Annotated in this window: 24 protein-coding genes and 1 pseudogene; 17 read left to right on the top strand and 8 right to left on the bottom strand. The window is 70.2% G+C overall.

Annotation, left to right across the window (positions count from 1 at the left end; translation table 11 throughout):
- The first annotated feature begins 139 nt into the window (after nucleotides 1-139).
- The 4 genes from DFJ69_RS15560 to DFJ69_RS15545 all read left to right on the top strand — a co-directional run bounded on the left by DFJ69_RS15560 (nucleotide 140) and on the right by DFJ69_RS15545 (nucleotide 2,361).
- The gene (locus tag DFJ69_RS15560; protein ID WP_116023157.1) at nucleotides 140-670 is read left to right on the top strand and encodes a DUF6817 domain-containing protein; all 531 of its coding nucleotides are present in this window, start codon (nucleotides 140-142) and stop codon (nucleotides 668-670) included.
- A gap of 93 nt (nucleotides 671-763) precedes the next feature.
- On the top strand, nucleotides 764-1,663 hold the full coding sequence (locus tag DFJ69_RS35555; protein WP_245974405.1) for a biotin/lipoyl-containing protein: 900 nt from the start codon (nucleotides 764-766) through the stop codon (nucleotides 1,661-1,663).
- Nucleotides 1,664-1,687: 24 nt separating this feature from the next.
- A complete protein-coding gene (locus tag DFJ69_RS15550; protein WP_116023156.1) occupies nucleotides 1,688-1,930 on the top strand; it encodes a hypothetical protein in 243 nt (80 codons plus the stop codon).
- Nucleotides 1,927-2,361 carry an SRPBCC family protein gene (locus DFJ69_RS15545; RefSeq protein WP_116026656.1) on the top strand — a complete coding sequence of 145 codons (435 nt, stop codon included), beginning with the start codon at nucleotides 1,927-1,929 and terminating at the stop codon, nucleotides 2,359-2,361. The genes DFJ69_RS15550 and DFJ69_RS15545 overlap by 4 nt, the downstream gene beginning before the upstream one ends.
- Before the next feature lie 63 nt (nucleotides 2,362-2,424).
- Here DFJ69_RS15545 and DFJ69_RS15540 read toward each other — a convergent pair whose 3' ends face one another.
- Genes DFJ69_RS15540 through DFJ69_RS15530 form a run of 3 tightly spaced genes read right to left on the bottom strand, consistent with a single transcriptional unit; the run spans nucleotide 2,425 to nucleotide 5,379 of the window.
- Complete coding sequence (locus DFJ69_RS15540) at nucleotides 2,425-3,999, bottom strand: MFS transporter (protein ID WP_116026655.1); 1,575 nt, start codon at nucleotides 3,997-3,999, stop codon at nucleotides 2,425-2,427.
- Nucleotides 4,000-4,007: 8 nt separating this feature from the next.
- Entirely contained in the window at nucleotides 4,008-4,760 is a 753-nt protein-coding gene (locus DFJ69_RS34320; protein ID WP_170177671.1) for an SRPBCC family protein, read from the bottom strand.
- A 1-nt stretch (nucleotide 4,761) separates the two neighbouring features.
- On the bottom strand, nucleotides 4,762-5,379 hold the full coding sequence (locus tag DFJ69_RS15530) for an ArsR/SmtB family transcription factor (RefSeq protein ID WP_116023155.1): 618 nt from the start codon (nucleotides 5,377-5,379) through the stop codon (nucleotides 4,762-4,764).
- A 153-nt stretch (nucleotides 5,380-5,532) separates the two neighbouring features.
- On the opposite strand from DFJ69_RS15530, the gene DFJ69_RS15525 reads away from it, so the two are divergent.
- Nucleotides 5,533-6,423, top strand: a complete 891-nt coding sequence (locus tag DFJ69_RS15525) for an NAD(P)-dependent oxidoreductase (protein WP_116023154.1) — start codon at nucleotides 5,533-5,535, stop codon at nucleotides 6,421-6,423.
- A 47-nt stretch (nucleotides 6,424-6,470) separates the two neighbouring features.
- Here DFJ69_RS15525 and DFJ69_RS15520 read toward each other — a convergent pair whose 3' ends face one another.
- A complete protein-coding gene (locus DFJ69_RS15520; RefSeq protein ID WP_116023153.1) occupies nucleotides 6,471-7,343 on the bottom strand; it encodes an alpha/beta hydrolase family protein in 873 nt (290 codons plus the stop codon).
- 110 nt (nucleotides 7,344-7,453) lie between these two features.
- A complete protein-coding gene (locus DFJ69_RS15515; protein ID WP_116023152.1) occupies nucleotides 7,454-8,689 on the bottom strand; it encodes a PucR family transcriptional regulator in 1,236 nt (411 codons plus the stop codon).
- Between the two features lie 181 nt (nucleotides 8,690-8,870).
- Between DFJ69_RS15515 and DFJ69_RS15510 the strand changes: the two genes are divergently transcribed.
- The gene (locus DFJ69_RS15510) at nucleotides 8,871-9,653 is read left to right on the top strand and encodes an ABC transporter ATP-binding protein (RefSeq protein ID WP_116023151.1); all 783 of its coding nucleotides are present in this window, start codon (nucleotides 8,871-8,873) and stop codon (nucleotides 9,651-9,653) included.
- Between the two features lie 3 nt (nucleotides 9,654-9,656).
- Nucleotides 9,657-11,015: an ABC transporter permease gene (locus DFJ69_RS15505; protein WP_116023150.1), complete on the top strand. Its 1,359-nt coding sequence runs from the start codon at nucleotides 9,657-9,659 to the stop codon at nucleotides 11,013-11,015.
- Between the two features lie 328 nt (nucleotides 11,016-11,343).
- Here DFJ69_RS15505 and DFJ69_RS15500 read toward each other — a convergent pair whose 3' ends face one another.
- Nucleotides 11,344-11,601 carry a hypothetical protein gene (locus tag DFJ69_RS15500; RefSeq protein ID WP_147312318.1) on the bottom strand — a complete coding sequence of 86 codons (258 nt, stop codon included), beginning with the start codon at nucleotides 11,599-11,601 and terminating at the stop codon, nucleotides 11,344-11,346.
- Between the two features lie 169 nt (nucleotides 11,602-11,770).
- On the opposite strand from DFJ69_RS15500, the gene DFJ69_RS15495 reads away from it, so the two are divergent.
- The 5 genes and pseudogenes from DFJ69_RS15495 to DFJ69_RS15475 all read left to right on the top strand — a co-directional run bounded on the left by DFJ69_RS15495 (nucleotide 11,771) and on the right by DFJ69_RS15475 (nucleotide 13,588).
- The gene (locus DFJ69_RS15495; protein ID WP_116023148.1) at nucleotides 11,771-12,586 is read left to right on the top strand and encodes a helix-turn-helix domain-containing protein; all 816 of its coding nucleotides are present in this window, start codon (nucleotides 11,771-11,773) and stop codon (nucleotides 12,584-12,586) included.
- Nucleotides 12,583-12,765 (top strand): DUF397 domain-containing protein, encoded by a 183-nt coding sequence (locus DFJ69_RS15490; RefSeq protein ID WP_116023147.1) that lies wholly within the window; start codon nucleotides 12,583-12,585, stop codon nucleotides 12,763-12,765. The genes DFJ69_RS15495 and DFJ69_RS15490 overlap by 4 nt, the downstream gene beginning before the upstream one ends.
- Nucleotides 12,766-12,784: 19 nt before the next feature.
- Nucleotides 12,785-12,910 (top strand): annotated as a pseudogene (locus DFJ69_RS36475) (DUF397 domain-containing protein); the annotation flags it as partial.
- Nucleotides 12,911-13,094: 184 nt separating this feature from the next.
- Nucleotides 13,095-13,349, top strand: a complete 255-nt coding sequence (locus DFJ69_RS36340) for a DUF397 domain-containing protein (protein ID WP_116023146.1) — start codon at nucleotides 13,095-13,097, stop codon at nucleotides 13,347-13,349.
- A complete protein-coding gene (locus tag DFJ69_RS15475; RefSeq protein WP_116023145.1) occupies nucleotides 13,304-13,588 on the top strand; it encodes a hypothetical protein in 285 nt (94 codons plus the stop codon). The genes DFJ69_RS36340 and DFJ69_RS15475 overlap by 46 nt, the downstream gene beginning before the upstream one ends.
- 262 nt (nucleotides 13,589-13,850) lie before the next feature.
- Here the strand turns inward: DFJ69_RS15475 and DFJ69_RS15470 are convergent, their stop codons facing one another.
- Nucleotides 13,851-15,188 carry a helix-turn-helix domain-containing protein gene (locus DFJ69_RS15470; RefSeq protein ID WP_170177670.1) on the bottom strand — a complete coding sequence of 446 codons (1,338 nt, stop codon included), beginning with the start codon at nucleotides 15,186-15,188 and terminating at the stop codon, nucleotides 13,851-13,853.
- Between the two features lie 277 nt (nucleotides 15,189-15,465).
- Between DFJ69_RS15470 and amcB the strand changes: the two genes are divergently transcribed.
- The 5 genes from amcB (at nucleotide 15,466) to DFJ69_RS15450 (ending at nucleotide 18,612) form a co-directional block, all read left to right on the top strand.
- A complete protein-coding gene (gene amcB, locus DFJ69_RS15465) occupies nucleotides 15,466-16,605 on the top strand; it encodes a cyclophane-forming radical SAM peptide maturase AmcB (protein WP_116023143.1) in 1,140 nt (379 codons plus the stop codon).
- On the top strand, nucleotides 16,592-16,732 hold the full coding sequence (locus tag DFJ69_RS34315) for a hypothetical protein (RefSeq protein ID WP_170177669.1): 141 nt from the start codon (nucleotides 16,592-16,594) through the stop codon (nucleotides 16,730-16,732). The genes amcB and DFJ69_RS34315 overlap by 14 nt, the downstream gene beginning before the upstream one ends.
- A gap of 70 nt (nucleotides 16,733-16,802) precedes the next feature.
- Nucleotides 16,803-17,462 (top strand): pentapeptide repeat-containing protein, encoded by a 660-nt coding sequence (locus DFJ69_RS15460; RefSeq protein WP_116023142.1) that lies wholly within the window; start codon nucleotides 16,803-16,805, stop codon nucleotides 17,460-17,462.
- Between the two features lie 99 nt (nucleotides 17,463-17,561).
- The gene (locus tag DFJ69_RS15455) at nucleotides 17,562-18,110 is read left to right on the top strand and encodes a GNAT family N-acetyltransferase (protein WP_116023141.1); all 549 of its coding nucleotides are present in this window, start codon (nucleotides 17,562-17,564) and stop codon (nucleotides 18,108-18,110) included.
- A gap of 76 nt (nucleotides 18,111-18,186) precedes the next feature.
- On the top strand, nucleotides 18,187-18,612 hold the full coding sequence (locus DFJ69_RS15450; protein ID WP_116023140.1) for a VOC family protein: 426 nt from the start codon (nucleotides 18,187-18,189) through the stop codon (nucleotides 18,610-18,612).
- 139 nt (nucleotides 18,613-18,751) lie between these two features.
- On the opposite strand, the gene DFJ69_RS15445 is transcribed toward DFJ69_RS15450, so the two are convergent.
- The gene (locus DFJ69_RS15445) at nucleotides 18,752-19,924 is read right to left on the bottom strand and encodes a hypothetical protein (RefSeq protein ID WP_170177668.1); all 1,173 of its coding nucleotides are present in this window, start codon (nucleotides 19,922-19,924) and stop codon (nucleotides 18,752-18,754) included.
- Nucleotides 19,925-20,007 lie beyond the last annotated feature (83 nt).

Here is a 20,007-nt window from a genome sequence, read left to right as displayed (position 1 = left end):
GGAACGCGCGTCTTTGTCATCCGGATGACATGAATCGGACACCTTGCGGTGGTGACGGCCACAATAAGTGATTCCCGCCACAGGCCCTCGCTGCGGCCCCCGGGGAATGGCCTCGGAGCCGTCCGGGCATGATGGCCTCATGGACCGGGTCGCGAAGGCAACCGATCTCCTGGGCGCGCGGGGGGCTCGGGACGTCCCCCATCCGGGCGGCACGCTGCTGGCCCATCTGCGCCGCGTCCACGCGACGTTGGGCGAGTGGGGGGCGCGGCCGGACCTCTGTCTGGCGGGCCTGTGCCACGCCTTCTACGGCACGGACGGGTTCGCGGTCGCGCTGGGCTCCACCGACGAGCGGGCGACGCTGGTCGAGGCCGTCGGCGCGGAGGCCGAGGGCATCGTGTACCTCTACGCCGGATGCGACCGGGGCTTCTCCCATTCGGGGCTCGCCCAGGGCGGCCCGTTCCGGGATCGGTTCACCGGTGAGGTGTCCGACCCGCCGGAGGCCGCGCGGCGCGACTTCGCGGAGCTGACCGTGGCCAACGAGCTGGACCTGGTTCAGATCAACCCGGAGTTCCGGGAACGGTACGGGCACGGGCTGCGCGAGCTGTTCGACTCGTGGGAGGGGCTGCTGAGCGTGCCCGCCCGGCGGGCCGTCCGGTCCCTCCTGGGCTGACCCGAGGCGCGGATCTTTCCGTTCCTCCAGCGGCCCGGGCCCGCCGCGCTTACGCTGTGTGCGTCAACGGACACTGTCAGACAGGGACCTGAAGTGGACGAGCGGCCGTACCTGGGTGATCTGCGTGAGCCGCTGGAGACGGTGCGGACCCGCGACGGGCTCGCCGCGCTGCTGCGCGAGCTGCACATCCGGGCCGACACCCCGTCCCTGCGGACGCTGGAACGGTGGTCGTCGGACCATCGGGACGTGGCCATGCTGTCGAAGTCCACGGTGTCGGACATGTTGAAGGGCAGCCGGTTCCCCAGGAAGGCCGTGCTGGTGGCGTTCGCCCGGGCCTGCGGGGTCGAGCCCGACGCCCTGGAAGGCTGGCGGCGGGCCTGGGACAGGGTCGCCGCCACCGAGCGCGCCCGTCCGACCGCCGACGACGCCGAGCGGCATCGGGTGCGGGAGGAGACCCTGGCCGGCGCCCGCGAACAGGCGGCCCGCATCGTCGCCGAGGCCGAGGCGAAGGCCGCGACCCTGCTGGACCAGGCCCGAGCGGAGGCGGCGACCCTGCTGGAGCACGGCCGGGAGGAGGTGGCGACCCTGCTCGATCACGCCCGGGAGGAGGTGGCGGCCTTTCGGGAGCGCCACCGGGCGGAGGCGGCGGCCCTCCTGGAACGCACCCGGATCGAGGCGGCGGCGATGCGGGAGCAGGCCCGCAGGGAGGCGGCGGCGATGCGGGGGCACGAGACCCCGTCGACACCCGCGTCCCATGGCCCGCTGACGCTCGCCATGCCGGCGCTGGCCGAGCACTCCCCCGAGGGCGTGGTCACCCGCTGGCTCAAGCGCGACGGCGACCGGGTCGAGGCGGACGAGCCGCTGGTCGAGGTGTCCGTCGACAAGGTCGACAGCGAGCTCCGCTCGCCGGGCGCGGGTGTCCTGCACATCCAGGCCCCGGAACGGGAGACGGTGCCCGTCGGCGAGCCCCTCGCCCTGATCGTCCAACCCTGAGCTCTACCGAGGTACCTTGTTACCATGGTAGAGATCGAACGCGCCCAGACCGGCCTCCGCATCGAGCGCAACCTCCTCAAGGTCCTCAAGGGGCTGGCCGAATACCTGGACATGTCCCTGGGCGACCTCGTGGAGGGCATCACCCTGCACGCCTTCGAAGGCCGTGCCCCCTTCAGCGAGCAGACCTTGGGCAAGATCGAGCAGCTCAGGTCCGTCTACGGCCTCACCCTCACCGCCGCCGACGCGCACCGGCTGGTGGAGAAGTGAGCGGCCCCCAATACCGCCTCACCGGCCGGATCACCGTCCCGCTGCCTCCCGCCAGGGCCTTCGAGCTGTTCACCCCACGCGGCGAGCAGCGCTGGGTGCCGGGCTGGCGCCCCCGCTTCCCGCTCCCGACCGACGACGACACCGCCCCCGGCACCGTCTTCGAGACCACCGCAGCCGACGAGGTCACCACCTGGGTCGTCCTCTCCCGCGAGCCGGGCCACCACATCTCCTACGCCCGCGTCACCCCCGGCTCCCGCGCCGGCACGGTCACCGTCTCCCTGACCGAGAACACCACCGGCCACACCACCGTCGACGTCACCTACGAATTGACCGCCCTCACCCCCACCGCCGAACCCGCTCTCCACCGGTTCGCCACCGACTACCCCACCTTCCTCCACACCTGGCAAGAGGCCCTCACCACCGCCACGTAGGGATCCCTCCCCGACGCGCCAAGGGAGGCCACCGTGGTTGGTGGCCTCCCTGGGGAGTGCGGGTCAGTGGGCGGTGGGGACGAGGGCCTCCTCGGCCGGGGTGTCCGTGTCGGTGGCGGAGGGTTGGGGGGTGGTGCGGAGGGTGGTGGCGGCCAGGATGCCCAGGGTGACGAAGGCGGCGACTCCGACCAGGGCCACCGCGTTCAGGCCGGTGGCGAAGGCGTCGCGGGCGGCGGTCAGGAGGTCGGCGGTCAGGTTCGCCGGGAGGCCGGCGGCGGCCTCCAGGGCGGTCGCCATGCTCTCCCGGGCGGTGGCCGCGGAGGCGGCGGGGATGTCGTTCGGCATGGTGTCGGCCAGTCGGTCGCGGTAGACGACGGTGCCCAACGTGCCCATGGTGGCGACGCCGAGCGCCACGCCGAACTCGCCTCCGGTCTCGGAGATGGAGGCCACCGAGCCGGCCTTCTCCGGGGGCGTTCCGGCCAACATCAGGTTCATGGTGAGGGTCATCGGCATCGCGATGCCGGCGGAGGACAGCACCAGGCCGGTCACCAGGAGGGGCAGCCCACCGGTGCCGCCGATCTGGGTGTGCAGGGCGAAGCCGGCCGCGCCGAGGGCCATGCCCAAGGCGATGACGTGGGCGGGGCGGAAGCGCCGGGCCAGGGCGGGGCCGGCCATCGAGCCGACGACCAGGGCGACGTTCTGCGGGAGCATCCACAGGCCGGCGTTCAGCGGGGAGAAGCCCTCGACCAGTTGGAGGTACTGGGTGGACATCAGGGTGGCGCCCGACATCACGACCCCGCCGAGCAGCATGATCGCCAGCGCCACCGTGAACGTACGGCCGGCGAACAGGCGCAGGTCCAGCAGCGGCTCGGCCAGGCCCCGCTGGCGGCGGACGAACGCGTACCCGCAGCCGAGGCCGGCGGCGAGGGCGAGGGCGGGCGTCGTGGACCAGCCCTCCCGGGCCGGCTCCTTCAGCCCGTAGATGACGGGGAGGATCGCGGCCAGCGAGAGGGCCACGCTGGCGAGGTCGAGACGGCCGGCCTCGGCGTCGCGGTATTCGGGCAGCAGCGCCGGGCCCACGATCAGCAGCAGGAGCATGACCGGGACCCCCAGCAGGAACACCGAGCCCCACCAGAAGTGCTCGAGCAGGAACCCGCCGGCCACCGGGCCCAACGCCATCCCGCCGACGAAGCAGGCGAACCAGACCCCGACGGCCGTCCCCATCTGCCGGGGGTCGGTGAACATGTTGCGGATCAACGCCATCGTGGACGGCATCAGGGTGGCCCCGGCGACACCCAGCAGGGCGCGGGCGGCGATCAGCATCTCCGGCGACGTGGCGTACGCCGCCAGCACCGACACCAGGCCGAACGCCACGGCGCCGATCATGAGCAGTCGGCGGCGGCCGATCCGGTCGCCGAGCGTGCCCATGGTGACCAGGAAGCCCGCGAGCATGAACGAGTAGATGTCCATGATCCAGAGCTGCTCGGTGCCGGAGGCGCCGAGGCCGGAGCCCAGCTCGGGCAGCGCCAGGTAGAGCACGCTGATGTCCAGGGACAGCAGCACGGTGGGCAGGGCCAGGACGGCCAGCGCGATCCACTCGCGTCGGCCGGCCCGTTGCGCGGGCTTCGTGGTCAGCATGGGTTTCCTCAGTTTCCGAAGGCGGCGGTGAACCAGGACTGCCAGGCGCCTTCGAGCTCCTTGCCGTCCGCGTCGGCGGAGAACTCGTGACGCTCGACGACGACGGTGCTCTCGTGGCCGTAGATGAGCATCGAGATGCCGTCGCCGGCGCGAACCCCCAGGAAGTGCGGGGCCGCCTCGAACTCCACGACCGCGTCCATCGGTGCGAGGCCCTCGACGGCCAGCCGGCCCTTGTCGCCCGGGGCGACGTCGCCGGTCAGACCGAAGGCGTCCTTGAACGCCGACCACACGCGCTGCTCGTCGGCGACCTGCGGACCGACGAGGAACAGGTTGTGCAGGGACGTGCGGCCCTTGAAGTGCTTCAGGTAGACGGCCAGCTTGTTGAGGTACTGGCGGTCGCCCTTCTTGATGGCGTCGTACTCCTCCTCCCAGTCGTCGCCGAGGAACCCGCTGTGGACGAACCGCAGCACCGAGCTGCCGCCCTCGCGTCCCTCGACCAGGTACTCGAACGCCATGAACTGCCCGTCGGGGGCTTCGTCACTGCGGTACGCGTAGTGGTGGGGCGGGTCGTAGGCGGTCACGGTGGACTCCGCCGAGAAGAGGGGCGTCTCCCAAAGGTTCCGGCCGCCGACGCGGGGCTCGATCTGGTTGCGGCCCATGAACCAGGAGTCGACCCCGGGCCCGGTGGCGATGGCCTCCCAGACCTCCTCCGGGGTGGCGGCCAACTCGATCTCTTCGCGTACCTCGAATTCGTGCGGCATGTCAGCCGTCCTCTCGTTCCGTGGCGTCCTCGGGGACGTCCTTCGTGATGGCCGGGTGGAGGGCGATGACCACACGGTGGTCGCGGCCCCCCTCGGCCGCTTCGTCGTGGTACTCGGCGACCAGCTCGGTCACCGCGCGGCCCAGCCTCTCGGCGAACGCGGCGCGGTCGGCGGCGGAGGCGAACCGCACCCGGCCGTCGATCGCGAACGTCGCCACCTTCTGGCGGGCCCGGTCGGCGCCCACGATCAGCGTCCCGACGTCCCGGACGAGCTGGGACGCCAGCGCCAGCAGCCAGCGGGCGGAGAGCCGGTCGGGCGAACGGCCCGGGTCGGGCTGGACCGCCGCCAGCGCGGCGGGCGAGATCACGTAGGACGCCGCCGTGGCCCGCATCACCCGTTCGGTGACGTTGCCCTTGCGGCGCTCCTCCACCAGCTCGACCAGCCCGTGCCGCTCCAGCGCCCGCAGGTGGTAGTTGACCTTCTGCCGGGGCAGGCCGACCCGGACGGCCAGCGTGGCCGCCGACCCGGGCTCCGCCAACTCGGCCAGCAGTCGGGCCCGGATCGGGTCCAGCGCGCTCTCGGCCGCCGCCGAGTCCTCGATCACCGCGACTTCGAACATGCCTCCAGAGTGGCAACCGAAAGCTTCTCTTGTCAAGACAAAAAAAGTTGTCGGTGGCCTCCGGAGCGGACCCGCAGTCGTTCTGAAGGGAACCCGAAGCCCCCCGACGCAGGCTGGGGTTCATCGAAGGCAGGGCGTTCAAAGGAGAAGGCGATGCACGACGGCGTCACGGTGATCGGGCTCGGCGCGATGGGCTCGAAGATGGTCGAGGTGTTCCTGGAGGCCGGCCGACCGGTCACCGTCTGGAACCGCACGGCGGCCAAGGCCGACCCGCTCGCGGCCAAGGGGGCCACCAAGGCCGCCTCCGCCGCCGAGGCCCTGGCGGCGAACGAGCTGGTCGTCATCAGTCAGGTGGACTACGCGGCGATGTACGCCTCGTTCGCGGGGGCCGAGTCCGAGCTGAAGGGGAAGGTGCTGGTCAACCTCGGCTCCGGCGCGCCGGACGAGTTGCGCGAGGCGGCCCGCTGGGCGGAGGGGCACGGCGCGGCACTGGTGACGGCGGGGATCATGGTCCCGCCGCCGGGGATCGGGACGCCGATCTCGTACGCGTTCTACAGCGGCCCCGAGGCCCTCGTCGACGCGCACCGCGAGACGCTGACACTGCTGGGCGACGTCCGGTTCGTGGGCGCGGACCCCGGGCTGTCGATGCTCTTCTACCAGGCCATGCTGTACGTGTTCTCCTCGACCCTGGCCGCGTACTTCCAGGCCGCGGCGCTGGTGGGCACGGCGGGCGTCCCGGCCGAGGGGCTGCGGCCCTATGTCGCCGACATGCTGGAGCAGCTCGCCGGCGACGGGCCGATGGGGATCGTCGCCGAGAGCACGCGGGAGATCGACGCCGGCGAGTATCCGGGCGGGGAGAACAGCCTGCACATGATGGCGGTGGGGATGGCGCACCAGGTCCACGCGTTCGCGGACGCCGGTCTGGACGCCGGGGTGCCCGCGGCGCTGCGGGACCTGTTCGATCGGACGGTGGCGGCCGGCTTCGGGGAGCAGGGCCTGACCAGCATCGTCGAGATCATCCGCAAGCCCGGGAACGACCGGTGAGGTGAGGCCGCCGGTGCCCGGCGACGACGCCGGGCACCGGTCTCGCGTCAGTCGTTGGGGCAGGTCGAGCGGACCTCGGAGAACACGGAGCCGACCTCCGGGGCCGGGCACAGGAACTTGTCGTACCTGAGGTCGTCGTCGACGAACCGCTTCAGCCAGCTCACGCCGTACTTGGAGATGACGGGGTTGGCCGACATGGGCGCGAAGTGGTTGCCGCCCTTCAGCTCCAGGTACGCCTTCTCCCGCGCCTTCGGCATCCCCTCGTAGAGCGGCTCGGAGTACTGGTTCACCGGCGCGATCAGGTCGTTCTGGGAGCCGATGAACAGGGTCGGCGTCGTGATCTCGGGCCGGACGTCGTTCAGGTTCCAGGGGGTCAGCGGGACGGACGCCTTCAGCGTGCGCCGGAAGTCGGTGGCCTCCACGGCCCCGCCGCCGCCCATCGAGTGGCCCATCACGCCGAGCCGGGTGGCGTCGACGCGGTGCCGTTCGGAGCTCTGCTGCGTCAGGTAGTCGAGCGCGGCCAGCATCTGCTCACCACGCATGATCGGCGAGTCCACCCGGGACTTCGTGTTGATGATCATGACCACGAAGCCGTGCGAGGCCAGTCGCGGCCCCAGCCAGCCGATGCTGAGCTCTCCGCCGAGGAAGCCGGGCGAGACGGCGATGCCGCCGAACGTGCCCTCGCTCGTGCTGGTCGGGTAGTAGATCGTCCCGCTGTTGAAGCCGGTCCCGCTCCCCGCCGGGACCGCCGTCTTCGCGGTGGCGAACGGGCCGACGCCCTCCAGGCTCGCGGCGGTGGGCTCGGGCCCACGCTGGTACGGGTTGTCGTCCGCTTCGGCCATCGGGGCCAAGGCGATGCCGCCCGCCATGGCGGCCACCACGGGGAGCAGCCGAAGTCTTCTGATCAGGTCGATGCCCATCAGTCGGGTCGTCCTTTCATCGGCCACCCGGCAGGGATTGCCGAGTGGTCTGGGAAACAGGGAGAACGGCCCGGCCGTCCGGTGTCGACGGGCACGGTCGTGGAGTGCGTTCAGGGGGACGGCGTCTCGTCGGCGAGCTTGAGGGCGCTCAACGCGAGGACCACCTCCACCAGATCGCGGGGCTTGTTGAGGGAACGCCCGGTGAGCTGCTCGACCCGCCGCAGCCGGTTGAGCACCGTGTTGTGATGGCAGTACAGCCGGGACGCCGCCCGCGACGCGGACCCGTCGCAGTCCAGCCAGGTGGTCAGCGTCTCGACCAGGACATCGCGGAAGGCGGCGTTGACCTCGGAGAACGGGCCCAGCACCCCCTGCCCCAACCGGTCGGCCAGCTCCGGCTGCGAGGCCACCAGCGCGTCCGGCAGCCGGCGGTCCAGACGGGCGATCTCGACGCCGGCCGCACGGCAGGTGCGCAGCGCCAGCCCGGCCAGCCAGCGCGCCTTGCCGAGGTCGGTCAGCGACTCGACCACCGGGCTGACCCCGGCGTGGCCGTGCACCCGGGGCCGCAGCACCTCGATCAGGTGGGTCAGGTCGGCGGAGCCCAGGGACACCACGGCGACCTGCGTGTCGGCCCGCAGCCGCCAGATGAACCGCAGCCCGTCGCCGTCGCCGGGACGGTGGAAGCTCCGGCCGTCCAACACGTCGCCCTGGTCGACCACCACCACGGCGTACCGGCCGTGGGCGGGCAGACCGAGCAGCCGGGTGGCGGTGGGGAGCAGGCCGGGGTCGGTGCCGCGTCCCTCCAGCAGCGCGTCGACGACCGCCTGGACCCGTTCCTCACCGCGCCGCTGCAGGTCGTACTCGGTGCGGTGGTACGCCTCGGCGGCGGCGGTGGACTGCTGGTCGATGGTGAGCCAGGTCTGCGTGGCGTTGCGGACCAGCATCGGCACGTGCGCCGGGTCCTCCTCGCTGACGATCTCGACGAGGTTCTCCCAGAACACCGCGCCGGCCAGCCGGTAGGAGCGCAGCAGTTGGTCCAGCGGGAGTCCCTGCTCGGCGCGGCGTCGGCCGAGCTGCGCGGCCCAGCGCAGGTCGGGGCGTCCCCGGTCGGGATGCAGGATCGCCTCCACGCCGTGCGCCAGCCCGACATGGCACATCTCCCACAGATCGGCGCGCACCTCGGTGGAGCGTTCGTGGCTCTCGCCCGCCAGGATCTCCTCGACCAGCCGGTCGGTCAGATGGGGCAGTCGTTCCGCGAGTCTGCGCACGGCCCGCTGGATGATGGCCCGGTCCACCTTGCCGGTCGTGCCGACGGCCGCGTCGACCGTCGCGGTTGTGAGTACGCCCATGGCCACCTCCTCGGGGAAGACGGCTCATGCTGCCACCGGCATCTGAGGCGGTGTATGTAAGCGATGCAACAAAATGGCCTGTTGTGTACGCGTACACCTACAGGCGACTGACGGTGCCGCCGGCGGGGGCGGTCAGCGGGTGGTGCGCGGACGGTCAGCGAGGCCGCGCAGTCTTCGACCCATGAACACGACGATGAACCACGGCGAGGCGCTCCGGCTGGTGTCGGTGCGCAAGGTGTACGGCGACGCCGACAACGCGGTGACCGCGCTGGGCGGGATCTCCCTGAGCCTGTCGGGGGGCACCTTCACGGCGGTGATGGGCCCCTCCGGCTCCGGCAAGAGCACGTTGCTGCAGGTCGCGGCCGGTCTCGACCGCCCCACCTCCGGCACGGTGCACGTGGACGGCACCGAGATGAGCGGCGGGAGCGAGAAGGCGCTGACCGAGTTCCGGCGCAGCCGGATCGGCTTCGTCTTCCAGCAGTTCAACCTGTTGCCGACGCTGACCGTCCTGCAGAACGTGACGCTGCCGCTCAAGTTGGCCGGCCGCAGGATCGACCGGGCGCGCGCCGTCGCCATCCTCAACGAGGTCGGCCTCGGCGAACGACTCGACCACCGCCCCGCCGAGCTGTCCGGCGGTCAGCAGCAGCGGGTCGCCATCGCCCGCGCCCTGGTCACCTCGCCCAAGGTGATCTTCGCGGACGAGCCCACGGGCGCGCTGGACACCCGCAGCGCCCGGGACGTTCTGGGCCTGCTCCAGCGGGCCGTCCACGTTCACGGACAGACGCTGGTCATGGTCACCCACGACCCGGTGGCCGCCGCGCACGCCGACTCGGTGCTGTTCCTGGCCGACGGGCACATCGTCGGTCACCTGGCCCAGCCCACCCCCGAGGCCGTCGCCGAGCGGCTCACCCACCTGGGCGACCAGGTGGCCTCGCGACGCGCGATGCAGACGCAGGAGGTCTGAGCCATGCTGTTTGTGTCTCTCAAGTCTCTGCGGCACCGCACCGCCGCGTTCACCGCGAGCTTCCTGGCGATGCTGCTGGGCGCGACCCTGATCATGGCGTTCGCCTCCATGCTGGACACCGCCGGCGGCCCGAACGTCCCGTCCGCCAGCGAGGAGACGCTGGTCAACATGGGTGTCATCGTCGGCGGCTGGGGGCTGATCCTGGTGCTGTTCGCCGTCACCTCGACGCTGACCCTGGCCGTCCGGCAGCGGGTCACCGAGATGGCGCTGCTCAAGAGCATCGGCGCCACACCCGGGCAGCTCCGCCGCATGATCCTCGGCGAGACGGCCGTGATCGCGCTGGTCGCCGTGGCCTTGGCGGTCCTCCCCTCGATGCTGGGCGGGCGACTGCTGCTGGAGATGCTGATCTCCACCGACCAGGTGGCCTCGGGTGTCGGTTACGCGTTCGGGCCGGTCGCGTTGTCGATGGGCTTCGGCGTGACGTTCGTGGCCTCGGTGGGGGCGGCGGTGCTGACGGCGCGCCGCACCACCCGGATGCGGGTCACCGAGTCGCTTCTGGACGCGTCCGTGGGCTCCCGAAAGATGAGCAAGAAGCGGTGGATCGGCGGCGTGGTCTTCCTGCTGCTGGCCACCGACCTGGCGGTCATCACCGCCACCGTGATGCGCGGCGAGGGCTCCGACATCATGCAGACCGCCGGCCAGACCTCCATCTGGGCGTCGATCGGCTTCGCGCTGCTGGGCCCGTTCCTGCTGCGCCGCGTCACCGGCCTGCTGGCCCGGCCCTTGGAGCTGATGGGCGGCGTGGCGGGGTATCTGACCGTTCAGAACATGCGCGAACGGTCTCAGCAGATGGCCACGGCGCTCATGCCGATCATCCTGTTCACCGGCATCGGCACGGCCACGCTCTACATGCAGGACATCGACAACGCCGCCCTGGCCGCCGAGGGCCTGGTCGCCACCACCGAACAGAAGAACATCGAGACCCTGAACTTCGTGGTCATCGGCATGATCGTGCTGTTCGCCGCCATCATGCTGATCAACACCCTGATCGCCGCCACCACCCACCGCCGCGCCGAGTTCGGCCGCCAGCGCCTCACCGGGGCGACGCCGGGCCAGGTCTTGGGCATGGTGGCCCTGGAGTCCGCCATCCTCACGGTGACCGGCGTGCTCTTCGGCACCCTGGCGGCGCTGTTCACCATCCTGCCGTTCAACTTCGCCCGCACGGACACGGCTCTCCCTTCCGCCGGTCTCGGGACCTACGTGGGAGTGGTGGCCGTGGCCGCCACCCTGGCTCTGGTCACCGGCCTGTGGACGACCCGCCGTACGCTCCGCACCCCGGCCATCGAGGCGGTGACGGCCTGAACCCTCCCCCGGGCGGGGCGGCGCCACTCGGTGGCCCGCCTCGCTCTTTGTGTGTACGCCTCCTTAGAACGACCGCGATCCTCTGGTCTCTGTGAGAACGCGCACGAGCGTACGGGCCTTGTTCTCTAGGAGACGCACTTCTTCGGCATCGAGCCCTAGGAGAAGGAGCTGAATCCGGTAGGCGCTGTACACGTTCTCTACACTTCTCCTCTCCCTGGGCCCCTTGGAACGCAGGAATGCCACCACTGCGGGCATCAAGGCTTTACCCCTCCGTCGTCGCTCTTCCCCATGCACGGTGATCCCGGCCCCCTAGGGCTGACCTTCCGTACTAGCGCGAGCGGGGCATGACCTTGAGCGCCTTGGCGATGGCGACGACGACGCCCTCCACGTCGTCAGCAGGACCGATGGTGGGCTCGCCGTCCTCGACCCACGTGAACCACCACACCGCGTCCACGAATTCACACCCGATGTCGGCGCGGTGCACGGGCAGTTCCGAGTTGATGACGTAGACCACCTGCCGCCCTTCCCGCTGAACGAGCCCGCACGCCATCCCGCCGTGGTCCCGGATGCTCTGATTGAGAGCCAAGAGAGACGCCTTGCGCGGGTTACTGACCTCCGCACGCGGCTCCCGCCCGGCCGAGTGAAGTCCCATTGTGGCCACCTCCAGACGAAGTATTCGATCCACCACACAGAGTGGACGACGTTGCATGCGTTGCGCTACGTTCTGATCTGAAACGCAACAGAGTGGAGGAAGCATGGCCACCGCAGAGTCACTCGACCCGCACACCTCGATGGCGCACCTCATTGCCGTTCACCTGCGGAGACAACGCGAACAGCACGAAATGTCCGGTGCAGCCCTCGCTGACTTCCTCGGGGTCCACCGATCGAGCGTTGCGCGCATGGAAGCAGGAACCATTGCGCTCAACGAGCGCCACGCAACAAAGATCGACAAGGCATGGGGCACCGGCGGCATCTTCCTCGCCCTCGTGAAGACAGCCAAGGGCCAGCACAACAACGAGTGGTTCAAGGAGCGAACCGACAAGGAGTCCCGGGCGACCACCCTGCGGTTGTGGCAACTCTCATGGGTGCATGGGATGTTCCAGACAGAGGACTACGCGCGAGCGCAGTTCCAGGCGGCAGGTCTGCGCGACGTCGAAGCCAACATCGCCACGCGCATGTCACGGCAGCGGCTACTGGACCGAGACCCTCCGCCCATGATCTTCGCCCTCATGGATCAGGGGGTGATCGAACAGCCGGTCGGCGGGCCCGCGGTCATGCGCGCACAGCTCGCTCATCTGGTGGCGATGGCCGCGCTTCCCAACGTTGTGATGAGAGTCGTCCCTCGAAGCGCGGGCGCTCACGTCGGGCGCGACGGCTCGTTCGAGGTCATCTCCATAGCCGGAGTGGGCGGATCAGACACCGCATATGCGGACGCCAACGTAGCCGGAAGGCTGGTCACCGACGTTGCGGAGGTAGACTCCTTCCACATCCTGTTTGACCGAATTGGGAGCATTGCGCTTCCCACAACCTCGTCGCTGGACTTGATCAAAGAGACCATGGAGGCGATGTGAAGATCACTTGGCGGAAGTCGACGCGTAGTAACAGCAACTCAGGTCAGCAGAGTTGCGTCGAAGTCGCGAGCCTTCCCGCGGGCATCGGCCTCCGCGACAGCAAGAACCCCACCGCCGGCCACCTCTCCCTCACCCCTCAGACGTTCCGCCACCTGCTAGAACGGCTCAAGGACCGCTGACCCCAAGGGGGCAGCCACCATGCCGCCAAGGCGCAAGAGCGGCCACAGCGAGGGTGCCGGCGCAACGCACTGCGCGGAGGCCGCAAGCCTCACCGACGGCCACGGCCTCCGCGACAGCAAGAACCCCACCCACGCCCACCATCACGCCTCGGCGGAAGTGCGGCCACAGCAAGGGTGCCGGCGCAGCGCGGAGGCCGCGAACCTCCCCGACGGCATCGCCCTCCGCGACAGCAAGAACGCGACCAGCGGCCACCTCACCATCACCTCCCCGGCCTTTCGCCACTTGCTAAAGCGCCTCAAAAAACAACTGGCTCAAGACGGTGGTCGCCATGGAGACTTGGCGGAAGAGCAGCCACAGCCAGACGAGCGGCGCAACGAACTGCGTCGAAGCCGCGAACCTCCCCCACGGCATCGCCCTCCGCGACAGCAAGAACTCCACCAGCGGCCACCTCTCCATCACCGCCACCGGCTTCCGCCGCCTGCTACAGCAGCTCAAGAACGACGAGAACATCCCCAGCAGTGAAGCGAGGTGGCTCCGATGGCCGATCCCGAGAAGTGGCGAGCGCTCGAGCCTCTGCTCCTAGAGGCCCGCGACCAGATCTGCGAGCGCTTCGAAGGCGACCCGAACTTCGCCGGCGCCGGCATCGGGTCGCCGATACGAGGCGGCCGATACCTCCAAACCCTGGTGTGCGCCGTGTTCGTAGTGCGCAAGCTCCCCGAAAGCGAGCTAGACCCAAGCCAGGTGATCCCTAGAACGATCGAGGTACAGGGCGTCCTAGTGGAGACCGACGTGGTGGAAGCCGGAGTATTCGAGCTGCACTAAAGCCGCCACCCGTCCGCTCCGCAGACCCGAACGCCACCACCCAGCGCCCCCACGTTCGCCCCGGCCCGCAGAGCAGCCACCGCGAAACCGTGAACGCCGGCGACATCAAGCACGTCCATGCCTCCCGCCTCACCACCGGCCTCGACCTCCCCACCAGCGAAACTCCCGTCGGCGGCCACCCATCCATATCCCCGGAGAACTTCGGCCTCCTCGTGCGGTGTCTCAAGCCGACCAGGCCAGATCCGCAGAACGGGTAGGGGGCCTACACAGGTGCGCCTGCCCGGGCCGCCATGGCGCGCAGGCCCTCCGGCGTTGCGCCCGGCGCGTAGAGCATGGTCGAGATGAGAGTGCGAACGGACGGCCGGCGGATCTCCTCGGGCGCGTGGCGCTCGGCGGCGCGTAGGGCCTCGAAGGCACGGTCCGTGCGGCCGAACTGCTCCCAGGCCCGCGCCGTATCGATGCAGTACCGAGCGTGCCGTTCAGGCGAGGGCAGTTCGGCGATGTCGACACGGCGAGCGTGCTCGAGCGCGACGCCGGGTTCACCAAGGACGGTGTGGATCCCGATGCGGTAGACGCCGACGTTGGCGGCGCTGAACGGGCCGGAGCCGGTGCGGCGAGGGGTCGTCATGCGGTCGGCCGCCTTCCCGGCCTCCTCGATGAGGTCCAGCGCTTGGGCGCGTTGGCCGTGCTGGGCACTGCTGTACGCAGCGGTGCAGAGCATCGCACCATAGGCGGCCAGCAACCCGTCACCGGGTTCACCCCGGTCGGCTCCCAGCGACAGCGCGCTCGTGGTCAGCAAGTTGGTCGCACCATCGAAGTGGCCATGTCGTCGCATGGCCATCGCCACGGCGCGGGAGGCCGCAGCGGTCGCCGCCGGGTCGCCGCTGTCACGCGCGGCGGCCAACGCCCGGTCGGCGGCGGCCCACGCCATCCCGTCGTCGCCAGCCTTGACCGCCAGTTCGCAGGTCAGAACATAGGTGTCGGCCATCGCCACCGCGAGCCGGTCCCGCGTACGGCTGGAGGCTGCGGCGCGGCCCGCCTGGGCGGCGGCGGCCAAGGCGGGCAAACGCTCGGCCAGCTCGTCGTAGCGACACGCCTCGAACAGCGACCATGCCTTCGCACGAGCCGTGCCCAACTCGGCGACGGACAGGAGGCGGGCTCCGGTGTGGTCGCCATAAAGCACCTGCTCCAGCCGGGTCTTCAGAGAGACGGGGGCGTTCGCGGCTGCGGGGAGCTGCGGGCCCAGCACGGCCGCGCCCGTCACTCCGGTCAGGCCGGCGAGCAGGTTGCGTCTACGCACATCGTCACCGTCCTCGGCTGGGCCTGGTGGAACAGCCACCACCTTATTGACTGACGCGGCGCGGAGGACGGCAAGGGCATCAGCAACCGGTGACCGTACGGTCACCGGGGAAGGCGGAGGCGCCAGGCCGAACAGGGACTCGGGGATCTGGAGGGCCCGGGCCACGGCGCGGATCACCTCGGGGTCGGTGAACGGGCGGGCACCGGTCTCGAAACGAGAGATGGTCGCGGCGGAGTAGCCGCAGCGCTGCCCGACCTCGGCCTGGGTGAGTCCCAACGAACGCCGCACCAGCCGCAGCACGAGCCCGTACCGGCGGGTCTGGACGGCGTCGCGGAGCTGGGGGGAACGCAGGAGCGGATGACCGCCGTCCATGGGCGCACCGTCGGCTGACGTCGAGAGTGGGAAGTCGTCTCTCACACTAAAAGATCATCTTCCGTAAGGAAAGCACCACGTTCCGTGATTTGCGGGACGCGCACACACGCTTGCCGGACGCGCACAGAACCTTCCGGGGGTCGGCCGTCGGCGCTTCCATGAAAGCGCGGCCACCTCGCGGCATCCCGCCGGAACAGGAGACGTCATGGGCTACGACCGCTACCTCGGGCGGACGTTCCACACCGTCGTCATTCAGCCGACGACCTTGTGCAACGCCGACTGCTCCTACTGCTACCTGCCCGACCGCAAGGTCCGCCGGGAGATGCCGCTCCACGTCGCCCAAGCCGTCGCGGACGGCATCGCCCAGCAGGACTCGTCCGCGCCTGTCGAGGTCGTCTGGCATGGCGGCGAGCCCTTGGCCTTGGCGTGCGAACGGTTCGAGGCGCTGCTCGGCCCGTTCGAGGATCTGCGGCGGCGTGGCCGGGTGACGCACGCGGTGCAGACCAACGGAACATTGATCGACGCCGGCTGGTGCGAGCTGTTCCAGAAGTACGGCGTTCAGGTCGGAGTGAGCATCGACGGCCCGGCGGCGGCCAATGGCAACCGCATGGACTGGTCCGGCCGGCCGATCTTCGGCCGGATCATGCACGGCATCTCCACTCTCACCGAGCACGGCGTCCCGTTCTCGGTGATCTGTGTGGTCTCTCCCCAGACCATCGGCGACCCGTCCGTGTTGCTGGGCTTCTTCGAGGATTCGGGCGCGGTCAGCATCGGCTTCAACGTCGAGGAATTCGAGGGTGTCAACACCGGCCGCGCCATCGTCGACGACGCCGCCGCCGAACGGTTCTGGGCAGCCGTCATCAGGCACCGGCGCGCTCGGCCCGGGCTGCGGGTCCGTGAGCTGGAGACGCTCGCCTCCTACCTGGCGCGGGCCCGTACCGGCCGCAGAGCCGAGTGGATCAGCGCGCCGCACGACCCGATCCCCACGGTCGCTTGGAACGGCGACACCGTCCTGCTGTCGCCCGAGTTGCTGGGCGTTCGGGCACCTGGGCACGCCGACTTCCTGGTCGGCAACGTCCTCCAAGAGTCGCTGCCGTCGATGCTCGCCCGCGCCCACCGGGTCGGGTACGTCCGCGACTTCGTTCAGGGGCTCGCCGCCTGCGAGGCGACCTGCGGCTTCTTCTCTTTCTGCCGAGGGGCGCACGCGGGTAACCGCTGGTTCGAGCACGGCACCTTCACCGCCACAGAGACCGCCCACTGCCGCAACACCAGACAGGCCCTCGTCAGGGCCCTGCTGTCCACCGCCGCACCCCGGGAAGGAGGTGAACTCGATGTCCACCCTTGAGCTGCTGGAGACCAGTGAAGACACTACGTTGGCAAGGTTCGTCGCTGACGTGATCTCTGCCGCCGATGTGACGCCGGACTGCTTCGACAACCGGCCGACGTGGGACAACTGGAGCAACAAGAGGTAGCCGCGCTCGCCCCCGGCCGCGCTCGCCCCGTCCTTGCGGGCGCGGCCGGCTCAGTCCTCGAAGGGCCGACATGGAGACCCGCCAGGTCCGCGCCATCAAGGTGCTCTTGCCGTCCGGCGATGATCACCCGCGCACGACCGTCACCGAGCCCGGCGGTGGTGACCTCACGGACATCACCGCCGCTCGGCGGGACTGGTCACGACTGCGGCTCGAAGACCGCAGCATCTCGGGCAGCATCCTGAACGGGATCGTGATGGCCGAGTCCCACATCGAGCGGGCGCGCATCACCAACACCACCTTGGACGGCTGCGACCTGGCGTCCTCGCGTTGGACCGACGTCAAACTCGACCGCTGTGTCCTGCGGGGATGCAGACTGACCGGCGTCCAAGCCCACCGGATCACCCTCTCCGAGGTGATCTTCGAACGGTGCCGGCTGGACTACGCGTTCCTCAGTGGTCTGCACGCGAGCGGAGCCACCGCGTTCCTCGACTGCGTGTTGCGCGAGGCCACCATCGAGAACTCCCGGCTCGACGGCGTGGTCATCGCAGACGGTTCCCTGGCCGGCCTCGAGCTCGTCGACACCCGACTTCACGGTGCCGACCTGCGAGGCTGCGACCTGCAGGGAATCTCAGGACTCACCTCGCTGACGGGCTGCGCGGTCACCGGCGAACAGGTGGGCGCACTGACCGAGGCCATGCTCACGGAGCTACGCATCCAGGTCGCCGACTGAGCCGACCGAGCCGACCGAGAACGCCGCGCCGACCACCACGAGGCCGGCCCGTGTCAACGGGTGCGGTGACCACAGGTGAACGCCGCCTAATCTTGCTTCATGTCCGCGATGCCGTCACGGGTGGAGTTGCGTCGGCTCACCCTCGCCGATCAGGACGAGTTCTGCTCGCTCGTGCGGGCCAGCGGCGAGTTGCACCGGCCCTGGCTGCGGTTGCCCGGGACCGCGCGGGAGTTCCGGGCATGGATGCGTCGCTTCGAGGACGGCGCCAACCTGGGCTTTTTGGTACGGATCGTGGAGAGCGGCGCCGCCGCCGGCATGGTCAACATCAACTCGATCATCCGGGGCCGCTACCAGGGCGCCTCGCTCGGCTACGCCGCCTTCGCCTCGGCGGAACGGCGGGGATATATGACCGAGGGCCTCGCCGTCACCCTGGACCACGCGTTCAACGACCTGCGCCTTCACCGGTTGGAGGCCAACATTCAGCCCGCCAACGCGGCTTCGTTGGCCCTGGTCCGGCGGCTGGGCTTTCGCTACGAAGGGCTTTCACCCGCCTATCTCTACATCGACGGCGCCTGGCGCGACCATGAACGCTGGGCCATCACCGCACCCACCCCGTGGACGCCGGATCCGACCCTTCCCGAGACGTAGTCGACCGGGAGGCCGGGAACCGTACCCGGGCCGGCGCGGCGCGTTCCCTATGCTCGGTGGCATGACCATTCAGCGGATGGACAACGTCGCCATCGTCGTCGACGACCTGGACGCGGCCATCGCGTTCTTCACCGAACTCGGCATGGAGCCGGAGGGCAGGGCCCGGATCGAAGGCGTCTGGGCCGACCGCACCGTCGGGCTCGACGGCATCCGGAGCGAGATCGCGATGATGCGCACCCCGGACGGCCACAGCAAGCTGGAGCTGACCAAGTACCACCACCCCGCGGCCCGTGCCGCCGAGCCGGCGGTCCCGCCGCCCAACACGCTGGGTCTGCATCGCGTCATGTTCGCCGTCGACGACATCGACGCCACCATCGCCCGCCTGCGCCCCCACGGCGCGGAACTCCTCGGCGAGGTGGTCCAGTACGAGGGCGTCTTCCGCCTGTGCTACCTGCGCGGTCCCGCCGGCATCATCGTCGCCCTGGCCGAGCAGATCGGCTGACACCCCGCCGCGCCACGGGAACGCGGTCGCGTGGGGAGACCGAAGGTGCGGGCTCGTCGCGCGGTCGCACGGACCCGAACGGAGGACGCCGCACCGCGCGACGCGGTGCGGCTCCCCAACGGCGTAGGGCTCCGCGGTTCTAGGGTGTGGTCGTCGTCCAGACGACGGGGCGGGTGCCGGTCTCGGTGGTGATGGAGCCGACGGCCTGGCCGAGGCCGTTGATCTCGACGACTTCGGTGTTCCTGGAGCCGGCGATGTGCAGGTCTTGCATCCGGCCGGCGGTCCACAGGAACGGATGGCGCTCGCCGGCGCTGGTCCTGCTGAGGCCGATGACCTGGCCCCGGTCGTTCAGGTCGGTGATGGCGGTGTCGGAGAGGTCGGTGGTGGGGCCGCCGAGGGTGCCGAGGTCGGTCATCCGGCCGGCGGTCCACAGGAACGGGTGGATCTCGCCGGAGGCGGTGCGGCTGAGGCCGGTGATCTGGCCTCGGGCGTTGATGGCCGGAAGGAAGAAGTCGGTCCGGCTCCAGCCGCCGCCGAGGTCGCCGATGTCCCGCGCGCGGCCGTCCTGTTCGACGAACACGCGGCCCTCGGTCGGGCCGACGCCGACGGCCTGGTTCCGGTCGTTGATGTCGACCATGAAGGCGACGGCCTGGCCGCCGGGGGCCGGGATGCGGGTCATGGCGGTGCCGTTCCAGCGGAAGCCGGTGCGGTGCGGCGGGGTCCGGCCGGCCAGGATGGTGCCGAGGGCGACGCCGCGCTCGTTCAGCTTGATGGCGAACATGCTGGTGGTGCCGTCGGGCCGGTCGAGTTCGGACGTGCCTTCGGGGCTCCACAGGACGGCCGTGGTCGGCAGACCGCTCAGGTCGCCGCTGCCGTGGCTGTACAGGACCTGGCGACGGTTGTTGAACACGGGCGGGAACGCCGAGAACGTACCGACCGGGGCGACGGTCGCGACACGGGTGCCCGCACGGTCCCAGATGACGATGTCGTCGCCCGCGCGGCCCATGACGTCGCCACGGTCGTTGATCTTGACCGGGTACTGCTCCTGGTAGTCCGACAGCGGGGTGACGGTGTAGCCGGACGGGGTGGGGTCCCACCGCACGACGCGGTAGCGACCCGGGGCGGACGGGGACTCGGTCAGGCCGGCGATCTGGCCGCGCTCGTTGATGTCCAGGACGCTCAACGCCGAGCGGTCGCCGCCGAGCGGCAGGTCGGTGACGCGGAACGCGGGCGCGGCGTGCGCGGGCCCGGCCAGGGCCGGCAGGACGAGGGTGGTGCAGAGGACCAGGCTGAGGGGAAGCCGTCGGGTCATGATCGCTCCTCGATCGGGGCCCAGATGCTGACACAGCCGGCGTCGAATGGCCATACACGAAATGCGCAAGGCGAACGCGGCGC

Origin of the sequence: Thermomonospora umbrina, from assembly GCF_003386555.1 — a bacterium.
Taxonomy (GTDB): domain Bacteria; phylum Actinomycetota; class Actinomycetes; order Streptosporangiales; family Streptosporangiaceae; genus Thermomonospora; species Thermomonospora umbrina.
Note: the sequence above shows the minus strand (reverse complement) of the source record. Positions and strands in the feature narration are given on the sequence as shown.

What these genes read in the sequence shown, in the direction of transcription:
- DFJ69_RS15560 (WP_116023157.1), top strand. Translation starts at nt 140, where the DNA reads ATGGACCGGGTCGCGAAGGCAACCGATCTCCTGGGCGCGCGGGGGGCT.
- DFJ69_RS15550 (WP_116023156.1), top strand. Translation starts at nt 1,688, where the DNA reads ATGGTAGAGATCGAACGCGCCCAGACCGGCCTCCGCATCGAGCGCAAC.
- DFJ69_RS15540 (WP_116026655.1), bottom strand. Translation starts at nt 3,999, where the DNA reads ATGCTGACCACGAAGCCCGCGCAACGGGCCGGCCGACGCGAGTGGATC.
- DFJ69_RS34320 (WP_170177671.1), bottom strand. Translation starts at nt 4,760, where the DNA reads ATGCCGCACGAATTCGAGGTACGCGAAGAGATCGAGTTGGCCGCCACC.
- DFJ69_RS15530 (WP_116023155.1), bottom strand. Translation starts at nt 5,379, where the DNA reads ATGTTCGAAGTCGCGGTGATCGAGGACTCGGCGGCGGCCGAGAGCGCG.
- DFJ69_RS15525 (WP_116023154.1), top strand. Translation starts at nt 5,533, where the DNA reads ATGCACGACGGCGTCACGGTGATCGGGCTCGGCGCGATGGGCTCGAAG.
- DFJ69_RS15520 (WP_116023153.1), bottom strand. Translation starts at nt 7,343, where the DNA reads ATGGGCATCGACCTGATCAGAAGACTTCGGCTGCTCCCCGTGGTGGCC.
- DFJ69_RS15515 (WP_116023152.1), bottom strand. Translation starts at nt 8,689, where the DNA reads ATGGGCGTACTCACAACCGCGACGGTCGACGCGGCCGTCGGCACGACC.
- DFJ69_RS15510 (WP_116023151.1), top strand. Translation starts at nt 8,871, where the DNA reads ATGAACACGACGATGAACCACGGCGAGGCGCTCCGGCTGGTGTCGGTG.
- DFJ69_RS15505 (WP_116023150.1), top strand. Translation starts at nt 9,657, where the DNA reads ATGCTGTTTGTGTCTCTCAAGTCTCTGCGGCACCGCACCGCCGCGTTC.
- DFJ69_RS15495 (WP_116023148.1), top strand. Translation starts at nt 11,771, where the DNA reads ATGGCCACCGCAGAGTCACTCGACCCGCACACCTCGATGGCGCACCTC.
- DFJ69_RS36340 (WP_116023146.1), top strand. Translation starts at nt 13,095, where the DNA reads ATGGAGACTTGGCGGAAGAGCAGCCACAGCCAGACGAGCGGCGCAACG.
- DFJ69_RS15475 (WP_116023145.1), top strand. Translation starts at nt 13,304, where the DNA reads ATGGCCGATCCCGAGAAGTGGCGAGCGCTCGAGCCTCTGCTCCTAGAG.
- amcB (WP_116023143.1), top strand. Translation starts at nt 15,466, where the DNA reads ATGGGCTACGACCGCTACCTCGGGCGGACGTTCCACACCGTCGTCATT.
- DFJ69_RS34315 (WP_170177669.1), top strand. Translation starts at nt 16,592, where the DNA reads ATGTCCACCCTTGAGCTGCTGGAGACCAGTGAAGACACTACGTTGGCA.
- DFJ69_RS15460 (WP_116023142.1), top strand. Translation starts at nt 16,803, where the DNA reads ATGGAGACCCGCCAGGTCCGCGCCATCAAGGTGCTCTTGCCGTCCGGC.
- DFJ69_RS15455 (WP_116023141.1), top strand. Translation starts at nt 17,562, where the DNA reads ATGTCCGCGATGCCGTCACGGGTGGAGTTGCGTCGGCTCACCCTCGCC.
- DFJ69_RS15450 (WP_116023140.1), top strand. Translation starts at nt 18,187, where the DNA reads ATGGACAACGTCGCCATCGTCGTCGACGACCTGGACGCGGCCATCGCG.
- DFJ69_RS15445 (WP_170177668.1), bottom strand. Translation starts at nt 19,924, where the DNA reads ATGACCCGACGGCTTCCCCTCAGCCTGGTCCTCTGCACCACCCTCGTC.